This window comes from Neobacillus sp. K501 (assembly GCF_053749995.1).
Map to the genome: position 1 here is coordinate 581,524 of NZ_JBSLYA010000001.1, position 15,146 is coordinate 596,669.

The following is a 15,146-nucleotide window of genomic DNA, read 5'->3' on the forward strand; positions in this document are numbered from 1 at the left end:
TCCAGGGGCGACAGGCATAAGACGAGCCGGCGAGAAGGTTGCTCTTTAACCTTTTTGACGGCTCGGCTTATGACCCAAGCCCCTAGGTGCTGGAGCTAGACAATTCTCAAAGTCGAATGTTATTCTTCTTATCTAATGTATAAAATCCGGGGAAATTCCCCGGATTTTTTATATAATTAAACCACGGATAAGCCGGAGGTGTGAATTTTGTTATTACCAAAACTTGCTGCCAAGATCGTTTTAGAGGTACGGAAATTAATCGATGAAGAGATCATTGTCGTGAATACCAATGGAATCATTATTGCTGGAACAGACGAAAAGAGAATCGGAAATTTACATGAAGGAGCATTAATTACACTTGAGAAAAAACGAAAGTTCATCATAACTGAGGAAGATAGCATTTCTCTTAAAGGTGTTAAAGCCGGAATAAACTTGCCCATATTCTTCCAACACGAAGTCATTGGAGTCATTGGCATTACAGGGAATCCGCTGACGGTAACACCATTTGGAGAAATCATTCGAAAAATGACAGAATTGCTCATAAGTGAAAATTATTTTACCGAACAATTTGAATCACATTATCGCTCCCTCGAATCATTTATTTTGGATTGGCTCCAATTAAAGGAATGGGATGATAGTTACTTAAATAAAGCTAGGATGTTCGATATTGAGCTAAATGTTGAGCGAGTAATGGCCATCATCCAGTTTAAACAAAATACCCAGCGGCTTACAAGAGATGAATGGTCCTCGATTTTCAACTATTTCAACCCATTAAGTAATGATATTGCTGCACGCTTCGGGAGTGAACGAATGCTTCTTATTTTGGACGGTGAAAAAAACCTTTCACGCCAGCTCATTGAAAAGAAACTAAGAGATTTCATATATTATTTGGAAAACACCATTGGCGTCATCGCCTACGCGGGAATCGGTCAAAAAGCATCGGCTAAGGAACTTGGACACTCTTACAGAAATGCGGAAAGAGCATTAAAATCAGCGGATGAAATGAGAAAAATTGTCTTTGACGAAGACTTAACCTTTGAAATGATTATGGACGAACTCAGTACGAACACAAAACTAGAATTTATCCAACGGACTATAGGTTCTATTATATTGGATAAAGAGTTACTTGAAACATTAAGAGAACTAATAAATCAAAATCATTCCTTAAAAAATACCGCAGAAAAATTACATATCCATATTAATACATTACACTACCGGTTAAAAAAACTAGAGGAGATGACCGGTTTAAACCATCAAAATCTTGATGACCTTCTATCCCTTAAAATCGCCCTACACATTTTAGATAAACATCCAAATATTTTAAGATAAATCATTCATTTTTTGTATTTTAATCCATAGCAGGCCCAAGCCTGTTTTTTTTATACTTAATTATAGTTAATTACGTTAAGAAAATGTGTAAGCGTGACAATGGGGGAAAATATATGCTAACTAACATAATAAAAGATAAAATTGTTTCGATTGTTTCAAAAGAAAATTATGATGATTCAAAAGTAGAAAGACTTGTTTATTCCTATGATGCTACACCTAATTTTCAGTCGATGCCTGATGCAGTTGTCAGTCCAAGAAATGCAAATGACATAGCTGCAATCGTAAAAATATGTAATGAGCATAAGATACCTATTGTCCCCCGCGGTTCAGGAACCAATCTTTGTGCAGGAACTTGTCCAACAGAAGGCGGGATAGTCCTTTTATTTAAACATATGAATAAAATCCTTGAAGTTGATAATGAGAATTTAACGATTACTGTGCAACCTGGTGTGATTACTTTGGATATGATCAACGAGATTGAATCACACGGACTTTTCTATCCACCTGACCCAAGTTCCATGAAAATCTCTACTATTGGCGGTAATATTAATGAAAATTCTGGTGGACTCCGTGGACTTAAATATGGTGTTACTCGAGATTATGTGATTGGTTTGGAGGTTGTCTTAGCAAACGGTGAGATTATCAGAACGGGTGGAAAATTGGCAAAAGATGTTGCCGGTTATGATTTAACACGGTTGATGGTGGGATCTGAAGGAACCTTAGGCATCATCACCGAAGCTACATTAAAACTCATCCCAATGCCTGATACAAAAAAAACAATGCTTGCCTTATATCAAGATATTGAGGCAGCGGCAAAATCCGTTTCAAAGATCATTGCTAATAAAATCATTCCAACAACACTTGAATTTTTGGATCAACCTACATTAAAAGTAGTAGAGGCATTTGCGCAAATTGGCTTGCCAACAGATGTTAAAGCAGTACTTTTAATCGAACAAGACGGCCCTCAAGAAGTGGTTGAGCGTGATTTAATAAAAATGACGGAAATTTGTAAGCAGGAACAAGCGATTTCGGTTCAAATCGCCTCCTCTGAACAAGAAGCAGATGCATTAAGGACGGCACGACGAGCAGCGCTCTCAGCCCTTGCTCGATTGAAACCAACTACTATACTTGAGGATGCAACTGTTCCAAGATCCGAAATAGCCAATATGGTGAATGCGATTAACAAGATTGCCGAAAAATATGACATAGAAATTTGCACTTTTGGTCATGCAGGAGACGGAAACCTTCATCCTACTTGTCCAACTGACTCGCGAAATCATGATGAAATGGAAAGAGTTGAAATGGCTTTTGCAGAAATTTTTGAAAAGGCAATTGAACTCGGTGGAACAATAACAGGCGAGCATGGTGTCGGTGTCATGAAAGCTCCTTTTCTTGAATTAAAACTTGGTAAAGCAGGGATTGCTGCCATGATGGCAATCAAGCAAGCTTTAGATCCAAATAATATCATGAATCCTGGGAAAGTATTTGCAAAAGAAAGCCGAAAGCGTGTGGTGATATCAAAATGACCACATTATATGAACAGACTAAGATCCAAGAACAATTTAAGGCAAGAATGGATCAAGATGAACTATTGAATTGTATGCGTTGTGGATTCTGCTTGCCCTCTTGCCCTACCTATATAGAATCAGGCTACAAGGAATCCCACTCCCCTCGAGGTAGGATAGCCCTCATGAAAGCCGTTGTGGATGGACTTATTGAGCCTGATGAAGACTTTGAACGTTCACTTGAACTTTGCCTTGGCTGTCGTGCTTGTGAGCCCGTTTGTCCATCGGGTGTAAATTATGGTCACCTGCTTGAGGAGGCACGGGATATTATTCAACAAAATAAAAAACACTCTTTGCCTGTTCTCGTAGTGCGGAAAACCGTTTTTGAAGGCTTATTTCCACATCCAAACCGAATGAGAAAGCTAACGGGGCTAATCGGTTTCTATCAACGCTCAGGGATCCAAACGATTGCGAGAAAAATTGGTTTTTTAGGTCTTTTACCAGAGAGTTTAGTAACAATGGAAAAAATCATTCCCAATGTTCCAACTATGAAGGAATTAAAAAATCGTCCAAGACAATTGCCGGCATTAGGAACAAAGACAAACCGTGTTGCCTTTTTCAGCGGTTGTTTAATGGATACTATGTTTATGAAAACCAATGACGCAACGATGAAATTACTCCAGCTCGCAGGCTGTGAAATCGTTATTCCTCCTGCTCAAACATGCTGTGGTGCTCTACATGGGCATAGTGGCGAAAAGGAATCAGCAAAAGATCTAGCAAAACGGAATATTAAAGCCTTTGAAGATTTAAATGTTGATTATATCATTACAAATGCAGGAGGTTGCGGGGCATTTTTGATTGATTATGACCACTTATTAAAAGATGACCAGGAATGGATTTACCGCGCAAAAGCATTCACCTCAAAAATCAAAGATATTTCTGAGGTGTTAGTGGGGGTTCGTTTTCACGAAAAAGTGAACTTAGAACTTCCACCGCAAATTATTACCTATCAGGATTCCTGTCACCTGCGAAACGTTATGAAAACAGCATCGGCACCTCGTACGCTACTTAAAGCGATAAAGGGAATAGAGTATATTGAAATGAAAGATTCTGACCGTTGCTGCGGCTCTGCAGGCATTTATAATATTGTTGAATCAGAAATGTCCATGCAATATCTGGATAAGAAAATGGTCCATGCAAAGAATACAAATGCAACAACTATTGTAACCGCAAACCCAGGCTGTCTACTGCAAATGAAACTCGGAATCGAACGAGAAGGTCTATCAGCAAAAATTCGCGGCATCCACATCGTTGACTTACTATTACTAGCAGTTCAACAAAAGTAAAAAGTACTGAGCCGTTCTGTTTATTTTAAAGAAGTATTCCATTACCGATAAACATTACCACTTATGAAAATAGCCCAATCAATCCAAAATACCATTACAGAGATGAAAATCCTGCTCTGTATAGATCTTAAGGAGTGAAAAAAATGGCTAACAGCAGCAACAAGTTATTAGTTCCAGGAATTGAACAGTATCTTGATCAAGTTAAATATGAAATTGCACAAGAATTTGGCGTAAACCTCGGCTCAGATACCGTCTCACGTGCTAATGGTTCTGTTGGCGGCGAAATTACAAAAAGATTGGTCAAACAAGCACAAGCACAAATGTCTGGTCAATCTCCACAACAATAATTGAATAAATGGCAAAAGTCCGGCACACATCTGCCGGACTTAATCATGTTTATTTTTATTATTTTTGTTTTTATCATTCGACTGCCACTGCTGACTATTATTATTATTTTCGTTTACCCGTGATTGCTGCTCATTCTTATTTTGGCCCTGCGGTCCTCTGTTTTCCTGCTGACGCTGTTCATGTCGTTGAACTTGATTCTGATTTGGTCGGTTATCTTCCCTCTGTTCTTGACGATCTTCTCTCCACTGATCCCGACTTTTTATCTCATGTCCCTCTTGAGGAACATTCGGGATATCCATATTTTCTTCTTTCTGTTTCCCTTTGGATTTATTATCAGATTCCCAATCTTTATTACCAGCATCTTTATTCGTAACATCTGGATTTGAAGGCGCAGGTGGGACATTTTGATTTTGTTTTTTTCCAAATCGGTCCATATTTGCCCTTTCCTTAGGCTGCTGTTTTTGTTCTGAATCATTTTTCCGCTTATGATATTTGCCAACTGATACTCCTGAGGCAAGTGCTTTTTCCAGTTCATCTTTTGTGGTAGTGTATTCATTTACTTTAATTTGCTGGTCCACAACACTTTGTTTAATTTCTTCTATGTTTTGCTCTAATCTAGTTTCTACCTTTTCATCTAATTGGTTTGTTTTCACCGTTGAAATGATAATAGGTTCTTCTGCTGCAATAATTCCTTCTTCTTTCAATTCTGCTAAAAGAATTTTTGTTATTTCGGCAACATCTAATTTCTTCCAATCCTCAAGCTCCGCGATGATCTTTTCCGTATCATCATTAAAACCATTTATTTCAACAACCTGCATTTTTTTATTCAGTCCAAGTTCAATACTCGATTCAGCATCAATTGACATATATGCATAGGCTTGATTACTTTGGTAAATTGGGAAAACGGCGCTAATAAAGAGAATTAGAGCAGTAACAGGTTTCCAAATTGATTTAAGTTTAAATGAATTTTTTATAGATAATAACCATTTTCTCTTCTCACTATCTACAATTGGAAAAAAATAAATTTCTTCTCCAATAGAATAGGCTATATCCTGCTTTTTTGCTCGTAGGAATTCTCCTTCGGGGGTTAACAAAGTCAGAAAAGACTCGTTCATATCCATTATTACACCCTTTTTCACTCCTCTAACACCCCCTTAAGATAGTCCTTCAGATACAAATAATCACTAGATAAAATTAAAGCAATTGCAATAATATATTTTCGATTTCGTTCAATCGTTTTTCTGCTGACATCAACCATTTTTTCTAAATCCTTAATTGGAAGCCGTTTTTTCTCCAATAAAAAGTTTTTTAACTCACTATTTTCAACTAATACCTTCGCTACCATAATTGCATTCGTTCTGGCATCAGAGTGCTTTGGAGAATTTTCTACTAAATCATGAAAGCTTAATTCGAACGAAGCCAATAAAGTTTGAAATTGAACGATTTCTTCTTTCCTTAAATCAGCATCCGAATTTTTTTTATAATCCTCTAGTGAAAGTTCATTCACAATTATCGTGCCCGGTGATTCTTCCTCTAAAGAGGAGTATGTTAAATCCAAACTGACATGCTGATTTTTCGACTGTTTCCGAATATAATCAATAACTCTTCTCTTTATTAACACTTCGGAAAAACTTAATAGTGAACTTCCTTTTTCAGGAGAATATTTTTCAATTGCCTCATTAAATGCAATGAGTCCAATACTAAATTCATCATCGGTTTCATATATATATCGTTTACATACCGAGGAGACAGTTTTGGCAATAAAGGGTTTATAGTTTTCAATTATTTCGTCTAAAAGTGTCCGGTTTCCTTGTTGTATCAACAAAACCGTTTGTTCTAATGTTTGTTTCTTTTTCACGGGTCTGAACAATAAACCTAGCATTACCTCACCTCACTATGAAACCAATTATAACATACGTAAATTATTATTGATTTTGTGAGGGCAATACAAGGAAGAAAAGAATAACCAAAAAAGGATATAAATTCCAGAAAACATTTCATGATAACTTTTGTTTCACTAAACATTTACGAATAATAAAATGTCATTGTGGGGGCAAATCGAAAATATTTTTTATAACAAAAAAAAATCAAACCAGAATGATACTGATTTGAAGTCGTTGCTATCTTCTTGCGACTAGGGTTTGGATCAACCATTTAAAGAAAAATCCTATAAGTAAACCAGGGATTAAAAACAGCATCGGTAAAAACACAGGACCCGGATGCATATTTAAAATATTTACTCTTGGAGAAACCATTAACCCAACAGTAACAAAATAAGCACCAAATACAAACGGTAAATACGAGTATTTTTCTTCCTGGGGCATTGCTGAACGATACGCATCCCACATCGCAAACATATAGACACAAGGATAAAACATAAGCCATTGGTAGTTTACATTTGCCTCTGCCTTTTCTATTTCACCTAAGAAACTATACATGATCGTACTATTAAATTTGCTATTTGCATTAATAATGAACTCAAGGGAGATAAATAAAATACCCTTTATATAATCCCTCATTAATAGCTGGCTAAAACCTGGAAAGGCAATACTCCACAATATGGCTTCAAATCTTGTCATTTTCTTCATGAGTCTATTCCGTTTCTAATATGATTATTTAGCTTTGAAAGCTGTTATTATTTAGCTTCTCCGCAATTGGAATAAATAACCAGAAGATCCAAAATAATTTTTCCGTTCTTTTTAATTATCGGATCGGTATTTGATAGTTGGGATTATCCTTTTGCTTTAAATAAAAAGAGGTCATAACTTTAATACCTTCTGTAAAATCGGGACAGGTTATTCCAGAATTCTTTAAATCCATCACAGCTTGAGAACAATCAAAATTTCCTTTCCATGAAAAATAATCTAGCGCTTCTTTCTCAACCCCAAGATATTTCCTCATTGGTTTAATGGAAAGCAGCCATTTTCCTACTGCTAACGGAATCATCCCTATCGGTTTTCTGTTCATCAATTCCTTCATAAAGAAACGATAAATCTCTGAGGCACGATACGGCTTGGGATCAGTTAAGTGATAGGTTTTCCCTGCACTATTTTCAAAAAAACTAAGATATGTCGTTGCTTTGATAATATAGTCAATTGGAACTAAATTTACATTCGCTTCCCCTTTTCCAATTCTAGGTAATACAGGTAGAAATTTAAGCCGTTCTAAAAAATTCATCATAAAGTATGGTCCATCGAACTTAATGGTTTCACCTGTTTCGGAATGACCTTTTACAATCCCTGGGCGAATGATTGTAATGGGTACTTCTGCTTTCAGCTTTTCAACTAAAACTTCTGCCTCATATTTAGTTTCTTCATAATGATTTTTAAAGCTTTCTGGGCGAATGAGCTCTGTTTCATATAGAATCCCTTCACGTTTCCCCACTACATAGGCTGTACTAAAATAAACATATCTTTTTAAGGAGGTAAGCCCTTTGACGAAATGATTTACATTGTCCGTTCCATTTACATTAATTTTAAAGGCGATTTCGCGAGGAACAGCTAAATCATAAATAGCAGCCAGATGAAAAACATGGGTAACTTTTTCTTTAAGAAGGGTATGATTTGCTTCTGAAATTAACAGACCAGGTACAGTGATATCACCTTCAATGATGATAAATGACTCTTCCTTTAAACCCAGCTCTGTAATGATTTCCTGACGTTCTTTTCTTGCCTTATCCATCATCCCTTGAATTACCAGAACATAGACGACAAATTGAATTTGATTCTTTTTTACTACCTCCCTGATCAACTGATTACAAATAAAACCAGGAAATCCTGTGAAAAAATACCCATTTTCCATCCCCTTCATCCTCCCCTAAACATTTGTCCTAATTGTAAGCGTCTTCAAATTTCTCCGTCAATAGGAGTAAAGTCTGAAATTTCAGTATATTCAACAAAAAAAGAGACGGGATTTCTCCCGCCTTTATGATTATTCATGCTGATCCATTGGATTATACAGTTTAACCTCAGGATTTTTTTCTTGAAACCAACGAAGGGCAAAATCATTTTCAAATAAAAAGACATATTGATCGTAGCGATCTTTTACAAGTAAGCTTCTTGAACTGGAAAGATTCTCATCTATCGTATCACTATCAACCCATCTGGCAATCTTAGATCCCATACGTTCCATTAAAACTTCAGCATTATATTCATTTTTCATTCGATGTTCAAATACTTCAAATTGTAATTGACCAACTGCCCCTAACAAATATTCATCCATTTTTACGGTTTTAAACAGCTGAATCGCACCTTCTTGAACTAGCTGTTGGATGCCCTTATAGAATGATTTTTGTTTCATAACATTTTTCGCGGATACCCGAACATATAGTTCTGGGGTAAACTGCGGCAATCTCTCAAATTGAAAGTTTTCTTTGCCAGTCGTAATCGTATCACCAATTTGATAAGTTCCCGTATCATAAAGACCGATAATATCACCACTAACCGCTTCATCTACCGTGTTTCGCTCTTCAGCCATAAACGAGGTCGATTGTGAAAGCTTAATTTGCTTCCCTAGTCGTGGTATATTTACGTTCATTCCACGCTCAAATTTACCTGAGCAAATTCGAACAAAGGCAATCCGGTCGCGGTGGGCAGGATTCATGTTTGCCTGAATTTTAAAGACAAAACCTGAAAACTGTTCAGAAAGCGGATCAATTTCACCTATCGACGAATTCCGAGCTTTTGGCGGCGGAGCAAATTCCAAATAAGACTCTAAGAACGTCTGAACGCCAAAGGTAGTTAGTGCGCTTCCAAAGAAAACTGGAGTAATTTTACCAGCTGCTACTTTTTCAGCTGAGAATTCGTTTCCAGCTTCATTTAATAGCATAATTTCTTCAAGTGTTTGCTCATAAAGACCAGAGGCTTTGATCGGGTGGTCGCCTTCTATTTCTCCGTCAGCATTTAAAGCTAGGAAGCGATCCTCTTCAGCAACCCGAAACTGCTCGACACGATTATAATAACGATCATAGATCCCTAGGAACTCCTTACCCATACCAATCGGCCAATTCATAGGGTAGGACTCAATTCCAAGGACCTCTTCTAATTCCGCAAGTAATTCTAAAGGCATTTTCCCTTGTCGATCAAGCTTATTTATGAATGTGAAAATCGGTATTCCCCGCATTCGGCAGACTTTAAATAGTTTTAATGTTTGTTCCTCAATCCCTTTAGCGGAATCAATGATCATGACAGCACTATCCACTGCCATTAACGTACGATACGTATCTTCACTGAAGTCCTGATGTCCAGGAGTATCCAAAATATTCACCCGAAAATCATGATAATCAAATTGCATAACACTGGATGTTACAGAGATTCCCCGTTGTTTTTCAATTTCCATCCAGTCACTTGTTGCAAATTTTCCTGTTTTTTTCGCTTTTACCGTTCCAGCGTCACGAATTGCTCCACCAAATAAGAGCAGCTTTTCAGTTAACGTCGTTTTCCCAGCATCCGGGTGGGAGATAATCGCAAAAGTCCGACGCGATAATACTTCGTCTGTAAATTTATTACCCATTTTTTATTCCTCTCTTTTGACAGTCAAAATTTTTGCCCATAACTTCAATCTTATATGTCTAACGCGAACTTTGCAATCCTCGATTTTTCTTTTATCCATCATCTATTAAGAATATAATAAAAGAGAGGATAATAAAGAAATCTGTTGAACTGAAGGTTCACAATGAATCCATAGAATTACAGGAGGAACTATGAATATTACGACCATTGATCAACCTACTTTAAACCTTATTCAAAGAGCTTTTGAAATTGTATTAACCGAAAATAACATTGCTTATAAAAATATTGGAATTGCCGTGGAGGGCGATCAGCTATTATTTTTGTTTGAAGGAAAGTCTGAAAAAATTCATGTTTTTAAATGGCCTAAACAATCGAGTATTGGTATCAGTTATGGTGTACTTGCTCAAAGTGTACTTGCACCACTAATCCCGACTTTAAGAAGTTTATAAACTGTATTTCTATCTATTACCCTTTCTGAGAAATCAGAAGGGTTTTCTTTTGGAAAATCCCATCCATTCCCACATCCTCTTTTGCATAATTCCTTTTATAATAGAGTGAGACTCTGTTTAAGGAGATGACAGTACTTGAATCAAAGTAAAAAATTAGTTTCAAAGATAATTCCGCTCATCACAGCGTTCATATTTATTATTGCAGGAATTGTGTGGTTTACCCAAACTGCAAATAAAAAAATGGAGATACCCTTTTCATCTGTAGAGCAAATCATACAAAACCAACAGGGAAAAGCAGTATCACTTACAGAGCATTCAAATGGGAGTATTCAACTTAAAGCTGGAAGTGAGGAATATGTATCCAATGTTCCGCCAAACAGTCAAATGATCGAGAAACTTGTTGAGACATATAAGATCCATTATTCCTATTCAAACAGCAGCCCCTATGGAAAATGGATGATGGCCGTTGTGGTCCTTGCTCTAGCTGGAACAGCTTTTGCCATTCAAAAATCAAAAGGCGGCTTAGGTCTAACGAAATCAATGAAAAACAGTGTTTCACAGGCGCGTCCACTCCCTACCATTAGTCTAGATGATATTGGCGGACTTGCTGAAGAAATGAAGGAAGAAATTTTACAAACACTTACGACGTTAAAGGAGCCAGAAAGGGCGATTAAATTGGGTATTAATCCACCAAAAGGAATCCTGTTATACGGCCCGCCAGGAACAGGAAAAACCTTATTAGCACAAGCAATTGCCCGTGAACTAAATGCTTCATTTTTTTCATCGAGCGGTTCTGCCTTTAATGAATTATTTGTAGGCGTTGGTGCAAGCCGAGTCCGCTCTTTATTTCAATCAGCTAGGAAACAAAGTCCGGCAGTAATATTTATTGACGAAGTAGATGCGCTTGCCGGAAGAAGGAAAGCCCATGGCGGGGAAGAAGGAGAAAAGACATTAACCGAGTTGCTCGTTCAATTGGATGGCGGTCATGCCAACGATGGAATATTATTTATTGCCGCCACGAATCGTAAGGATATGCTTGATGAAGCATTCCTTCGTCCAGGAAGGATTGATTTCTCATTTCATGTACCGCTACCAGATAAAAAAGGCAGAAGGGAAATCATTGATATTCACACTAATGGAAAATCCTTAACCACTGACGTTCTTGACTCTTTAAACCAATTAGCGGAAAGTACATCCGGTTTTTCAGGTGCTGAACTGAAATCACTATTTGATACTGCCAGTAGACACGCAGTTCGACACGGGCAGGATGTCATTACAAAGATTGATATTGATTATGCCCTTGACCGTACCATTTTAGGAAGTACTTCACGTGCGTTACAAGATAAAGAAACAAAACATCGAGTTGCCATACATGAAGCTGGTCATGCGATGGTTGCTTCACTAACGAAGCCAGGTTCAGTGCGAAAAGCCACGATCATCCCTCGTGGTGAAGCACTTGGTTATGTGGCACCTATTCCGAAAGAACTGGAATTGTCGACAGCAAGTGACCTCCTTGACCGAGTGGCAATGATATTGGCCGGCGGTGTTGCAGAAAGAATATTGCTTGGTGAACATAGTATTGGTGTCAGCGGAGACGTCCAACAGGCAAAACAGATGATCGAACAAATGGTAGAAAACGGTATACTCCACGATGGTTTTACTCTTACTTTTAACAAACAAGAAAAAGAAACAAAAATGCGAGAATTATTTGATAAGGGATTAGCAAAAGCTGATAACCTCATTAAAAACCACCCAACACAGTACCAGCAATTGGTCGACGCATTATTAAAGAAAGAAACACTTGAAGGCTTTGAGGTTGAAGAAATTGTCTGGGGAAAAGCTGAGGCAGTTACGGAAGAGTTGGTATTGGCTTAAAACCGATAAAGAAGAACACACAAGACCCTCTTGACTGATCAAGAGGGTCTCTTTCTTATCAATTAATATCTAAAACAAGCTGCTCCGACAATGATTAATAGGATGAAAAGAACAACGATTAATGCAAAGCCGCCGCCATAACCACAACCGCCATAGCCGTAGCCACAACCACCATATCCATAACCAAATGGCATATTTATGACCTCCTCATTATATTAATAGTATCCTCCACACCAAGAAGCACCGATAATAATTAACAAAATGAACAATACAACTAGTAAAGCAAAGCCGCCGCCGTAACCGCCATGTGAACCAGACATAAACATTACCTCCTTTTCTTAATTCCATATATCCTATTCATCCTGATAAAAATGTGCGATAGACACATATCCAAATTACCCAATTTTGGAAAAAAGACTAAGCCTATTCTAATGGGCTTATAACCATGAAATAAAAAATAGGCAGTCGCCTTATTGGCGCTGCCTATGAAGAACTTACTAATTATAAATAAACAAGAAAAATGATGAAAGCTAGTACAATTCTATAAATTGCAAATGGAACAAGTTTGATTTTATTTATTAGTCTTAAGAAAAAGCGGATTGAGATTAAGGCAAAAACAAAAGCACTAATAAATCCAGCGATATAAAACGGCAATGCTTCAGCAGTTATGTACTCCCAATTCTTCAACAAAGACAAGAAGCTAGCACCTGCCATAATCGGAACAGCCATAATAAATGTAAAGTCAGCTGCCGCCCTGTGACTCAGGCCGAGTAAAACGCCACCTGAGATTGTTGAGCCGGAACGTGAAAATCCAGGCCATAACGAGAAACATTGAATAAGCCCAATTGTTAATGCCTGTTTATATGTAATTTGGTCAACCGTTTCGATATTAGGCTGCTTCGGCCCAAAACGATCGGCGATAATCATGAATACTGCGCCAATAACTAACCCAATTAATACAGTCTCAGTTGAAAATAAGTACTCATCGATGTAATCCTCAAAAAGAACTCCTAAGACCCCAGCAGGAATTAAACCAACAATGACATGAGTAAGTTTTAAGCGGCTGCCGCCCTGAGTCGACACCTTGTTCATTATTCGACCTAATCCTAATAGGTCAATGAATCTTTGATAGAAAGTTACCACCACTGCTAAAATCGAACCAAGCTGAATAACAACTTTAAAGGTATTTGCACTATACTTACCTAAAAATTCTTCCGATTTGAGCCACATATCATCCACAATGATCATATGTCCTGTAGATGATACAGGGGCAAATTCTGTTAGACCTTCTACTAATCCTAAAATAATTGCTTTAATAATCAAAAGAAAATCCATTTTGTAAACTTCTCCTAACTTTTTCTTTTACAATGATAAGGGACAATGATGACTTAAATTATTGTACTGAATTTCCATATTCATTAGCAAATATATTTTACTATAACTTAAATGAAAAACAGAAAGAAAATATTAAGGTCCTTATCAAACGATAAAAGCGAGGTTAATTAGCCTCGCTTTCACTATCAGCTATTATTCGGTTAACCCGACCATTAAAAGTTTCCAGCCAATAACCATTTGTCATATCTGCAATCGCTATACCTGTTGAACTTTGGGAGCCGATAAATTTGCCATTGCCTAGGTAAATACCAACATGACCATCTTTCTTATAAGTATCAAAAAAGACAAGGTCACCAGGGAGCATCTCAGTCACTTTTACCGGTGTTCCTTCATTTTTTAATGTTTCTGTACTGGCACCAATTTGTATATCAGCTTGAGAAAAAGCCCAATGAACAAATCCCGAGCAATCAAATCTGCCATTTGCAACATCTTCTTCTGATCGACCACCGCCGAAAACATAGACTGAACTGCCAATATATCGAAAACCTGCGGTTACTACCTTTTGGACGGTTTCATTACGAAATAGTTGTGGATCATTCAACAAGTCTGACACATCGAAACCTAAGCTCACAGCAAGTTCACGATCTTGTTGTTGTAAATTCTCCTGTTCAGATAGCGTCTCTTGTTCTCTATTTTTTAATTCTTCCTTTAGCTGTTCATTTTGCTGTTTTTGCTCTAAAATTTGCGTACTCATACCCTCTAACTCTGTCATCATCTCTTTTTGCTCAAGCAATTTCGTTTTTACTTCTGTGTGTTTTTTTTCAATGTTCAGAATATCCTCTTCGTGAATCTTTATCAGGTTTTGGTCTGCCTCCACCATGGTTGCGACGGCACCCATTCGGTCAATAAAATCAGCAAAGCTTACCGACCCTAACAAAGCGTCAAGATAACTAACTTTCCCACCAGATTCCTGAAAGGAAATAACTCGTTTTTTTAATACTTCATTCCGCTTAAAAACTTTCTCTTCTAAAATAGAAATTTCTTGTTCAAGATCTTCTATTTCTTTTTGGGAAACTTTTATTTTCTCTTCAGTCTCCACAATCATTTTGTTATTATCTAGGATTGCCTGCTCTACACGGATTATTTGTTCATTTAATCTTTCCAGCTCATTTTTCACTTGCATAAGTTCTACATTTGCATCTAAGATCTCCATTTGGATTTTACTACGCTGGTTATCTAAACTTTCATTTTCCTCTGCATGAACAAGGGGGGTAACTGTTGGACTTCCGATTCCGAGCATCATGAATGCACTTATTGCCGTAATCCTTTTTTTCAAATATACTCCCTGCTTTCCTAGTTTACATATCCTTTTAATAGCAACTAGAGTGTAACACTAAAACATATCAATTTAGTAATAAAAATATTAAGTTTTTGTTGCAAAATTCCTAT

15 protein-coding genes are annotated in these 15,146 nt (G+C 37.2%); 6 read left to right on the forward strand and 9 right to left on the reverse strand.

Features of this window, described 5'->3' with window-relative positions:
* Positions 1-207: 207 nt before the first annotated feature.
* The 4 genes from ACWM35_RS02860 to ACWM35_RS02875 all read left to right on the forward strand — a co-directional run bounded on the left by ACWM35_RS02860 (position 208) and on the right by ACWM35_RS02875 (position 4,527).
* Complete coding sequence (locus tag ACWM35_RS02860) at positions 208-1,329, forward strand: CdaR family transcriptional regulator (RefSeq protein WP_454815282.1); 1,122 nt, start codon at positions 208-210, stop codon at positions 1,327-1,329.
* A gap of 113 nt (positions 1,330-1,442) precedes the next feature.
* Positions 1,443-2,855: a glycolate oxidase subunit GlcD gene (glcD, locus tag ACWM35_RS02865; RefSeq protein ID WP_454815284.1), complete on the forward strand. Its 1,413-nt coding sequence runs from the start codon at positions 1,443-1,445 to the stop codon at positions 2,853-2,855.
* Entirely contained in the window at positions 2,852-4,180 is a 1,329-nt protein-coding gene (locus ACWM35_RS02870) for a (Fe-S)-binding protein (protein ID WP_454815286.1), read from the forward strand. The genes glcD and ACWM35_RS02870 overlap by 4 nt, the downstream gene beginning before the upstream one ends.
* A gap of 143 nt (positions 4,181-4,323) precedes the next feature.
* Positions 4,324-4,527 (forward strand): small, acid-soluble spore protein, alpha/beta type, encoded by a 204-nt coding sequence (locus ACWM35_RS02875; protein WP_454815288.1) that lies wholly within the window; start codon positions 4,324-4,326, stop codon positions 4,525-4,527.
* 39 nt (positions 4,528-4,566) lie between these two features.
* Here ACWM35_RS02875 and ACWM35_RS02880 read toward each other — a convergent pair whose 3' ends face one another.
* The 5 genes from ACWM35_RS02880 to ACWM35_RS02900 form a co-directional block, all read right to left on the reverse strand.
* Positions 4,567-5,667, reverse strand: coding sequence for an anti-sigma-I factor RsgI family protein (locus ACWM35_RS02880; protein WP_454815290.1), 1,101 nt, complete (start codon positions 5,665-5,667; stop codon positions 4,567-4,569).
* Positions 5,664-6,410 (reverse strand): RNA polymerase sigma factor SigI, encoded by a 747-nt coding sequence (gene sigI / locus ACWM35_RS02885; protein WP_454815292.1) that lies wholly within the window; start codon positions 6,408-6,410, stop codon positions 5,664-5,666. The genes ACWM35_RS02880 and sigI overlap by 4 nt, the downstream gene beginning before the upstream one ends.
* A 238-nt stretch (positions 6,411-6,648) precedes the next feature.
* On the reverse strand, positions 6,649-7,116 hold the full coding sequence (locus ACWM35_RS02890; protein WP_454815294.1) for a hypothetical protein: 468 nt from the start codon (positions 7,114-7,116) through the stop codon (positions 6,649-6,651).
* A gap of 115 nt (positions 7,117-7,231) precedes the next feature.
* Positions 7,232-8,329, reverse strand: coding sequence for an SDR family oxidoreductase (locus tag ACWM35_RS02895; RefSeq protein WP_454815296.1), 1,098 nt, complete (start codon positions 8,327-8,329; stop codon positions 7,232-7,234).
* A gap of 129 nt (positions 8,330-8,458) precedes the next feature.
* Positions 8,459-10,039, reverse strand: a complete 1,581-nt coding sequence (locus ACWM35_RS02900; RefSeq protein WP_454815298.1) for a peptide chain release factor 3 — start codon at positions 10,037-10,039, stop codon at positions 8,459-8,461.
* A 190-nt stretch (positions 10,040-10,229) separates the two neighbouring features.
* Here ACWM35_RS02900 and ACWM35_RS02905 point away from each other — a divergent pair, with 190 nt between their 5' ends.
* Both ACWM35_RS02905 and ACWM35_RS02910 read left to right on the forward strand, forming a co-directional pair.
* On the forward strand, positions 10,230-10,487 hold the full coding sequence (locus ACWM35_RS02905) for a hypothetical protein (RefSeq protein ID WP_454815300.1): 258 nt from the start codon (positions 10,230-10,232) through the stop codon (positions 10,485-10,487).
* A 135-nt stretch (positions 10,488-10,622) separates the two neighbouring features.
* Entirely contained in the window at positions 10,623-12,362 is a 1,740-nt protein-coding gene (locus ACWM35_RS02910) for an AAA family ATPase (RefSeq protein WP_454815302.1), read from the forward strand.
* 62 nt (positions 12,363-12,424) lie between these two features.
* Here the strand turns inward: ACWM35_RS02910 and ACWM35_RS02915 are convergent, their stop codons facing one another.
* The 4 genes from ACWM35_RS02915 to ACWM35_RS02930 form a co-directional block, all read right to left on the reverse strand.
* Positions 12,425-12,556, reverse strand: a complete 132-nt coding sequence (locus ACWM35_RS02915) for a YjcZ family sporulation protein (protein WP_454815304.1) — start codon at positions 12,554-12,556, stop codon at positions 12,425-12,427.
* A 21-nt stretch (positions 12,557-12,577) separates the two neighbouring features.
* A complete protein-coding gene (locus ACWM35_RS02920; RefSeq protein WP_454815305.1) occupies positions 12,578-12,682 on the reverse strand; it encodes a YjcZ family sporulation protein in 105 nt (34 codons plus the stop codon).
* A 181-nt stretch (positions 12,683-12,863) separates the two neighbouring features.
* Positions 12,864-13,697, reverse strand: a complete 834-nt coding sequence (locus tag ACWM35_RS02925) for an undecaprenyl-diphosphate phosphatase (RefSeq protein ID WP_454815307.1) — start codon at positions 13,695-13,697, stop codon at positions 12,864-12,866.
* Positions 13,698-13,860: 163 nt separating this feature from the next.
* A complete protein-coding gene (locus tag ACWM35_RS02930) occupies positions 13,861-15,033 on the reverse strand; it encodes a coiled-coil domain-containing protein (RefSeq protein ID WP_454815309.1) in 1,173 nt (390 codons plus the stop codon).
* Positions 15,034-15,146 lie beyond the last annotated feature (113 nt).

Bases quoted from the DNA above. Each gene is read 5' to 3' on its own strand.
- ACWM35_RS02895 (WP_454815296.1), bottom strand. From the start codon at position 8,329: ATGGAAAATGGGTATTTTTTCACAGGATTTCCTGGTTTTATTTGTAAT.
- glcD (WP_454815284.1), top strand. From the start codon at position 1,443: ATGCTAACTAACATAATAAAAGATAAAATTGTTTCGATTGTTTCAAAA.
- ACWM35_RS02890 (WP_454815294.1), bottom strand. From the start codon at position 7,116: ATGAAGAAAATGACAAGATTTGAAGCCATATTGTGGAGTATTGCCTTT.
- sigI (WP_454815292.1), bottom strand. From the start codon at position 6,410: ATGCTAGGTTTATTGTTCAGACCCGTGAAAAAGAAACAAACATTAGAA.
- ACWM35_RS02920 (WP_454815305.1), bottom strand. From the start codon at position 12,682: ATGTCTGGTTCACATGGCGGTTACGGCGGCGGCTTTGCTTTACTAGTT.
- ACWM35_RS02905 (WP_454815300.1), top strand. From the start codon at position 10,230: ATGAATATTACGACCATTGATCAACCTACTTTAAACCTTATTCAAAGA.
- ACWM35_RS02915 (WP_454815304.1), bottom strand. From the start codon at position 12,556: ATGCCATTTGGTTATGGATATGGTGGTTGTGGCTACGGCTATGGCGGT.
- ACWM35_RS02875 (WP_454815288.1), top strand. From the start codon at position 4,324: ATGGCTAACAGCAGCAACAAGTTATTAGTTCCAGGAATTGAACAGTAT.
- ACWM35_RS02900 (WP_454815298.1), bottom strand. From the start codon at position 10,039: ATGGGTAATAAATTTACAGACGAAGTATTATCGCGTCGGACTTTTGCG.
- ACWM35_RS02925 (WP_454815307.1), bottom strand. From the start codon at position 13,697: ATGGATTTTCTTTTGATTATTAAAGCAATTATTTTAGGATTAGTAGAA.
- ACWM35_RS02870 (WP_454815286.1), top strand. From the start codon at position 2,852: ATGACCACATTATATGAACAGACTAAGATCCAAGAACAATTTAAGGCA.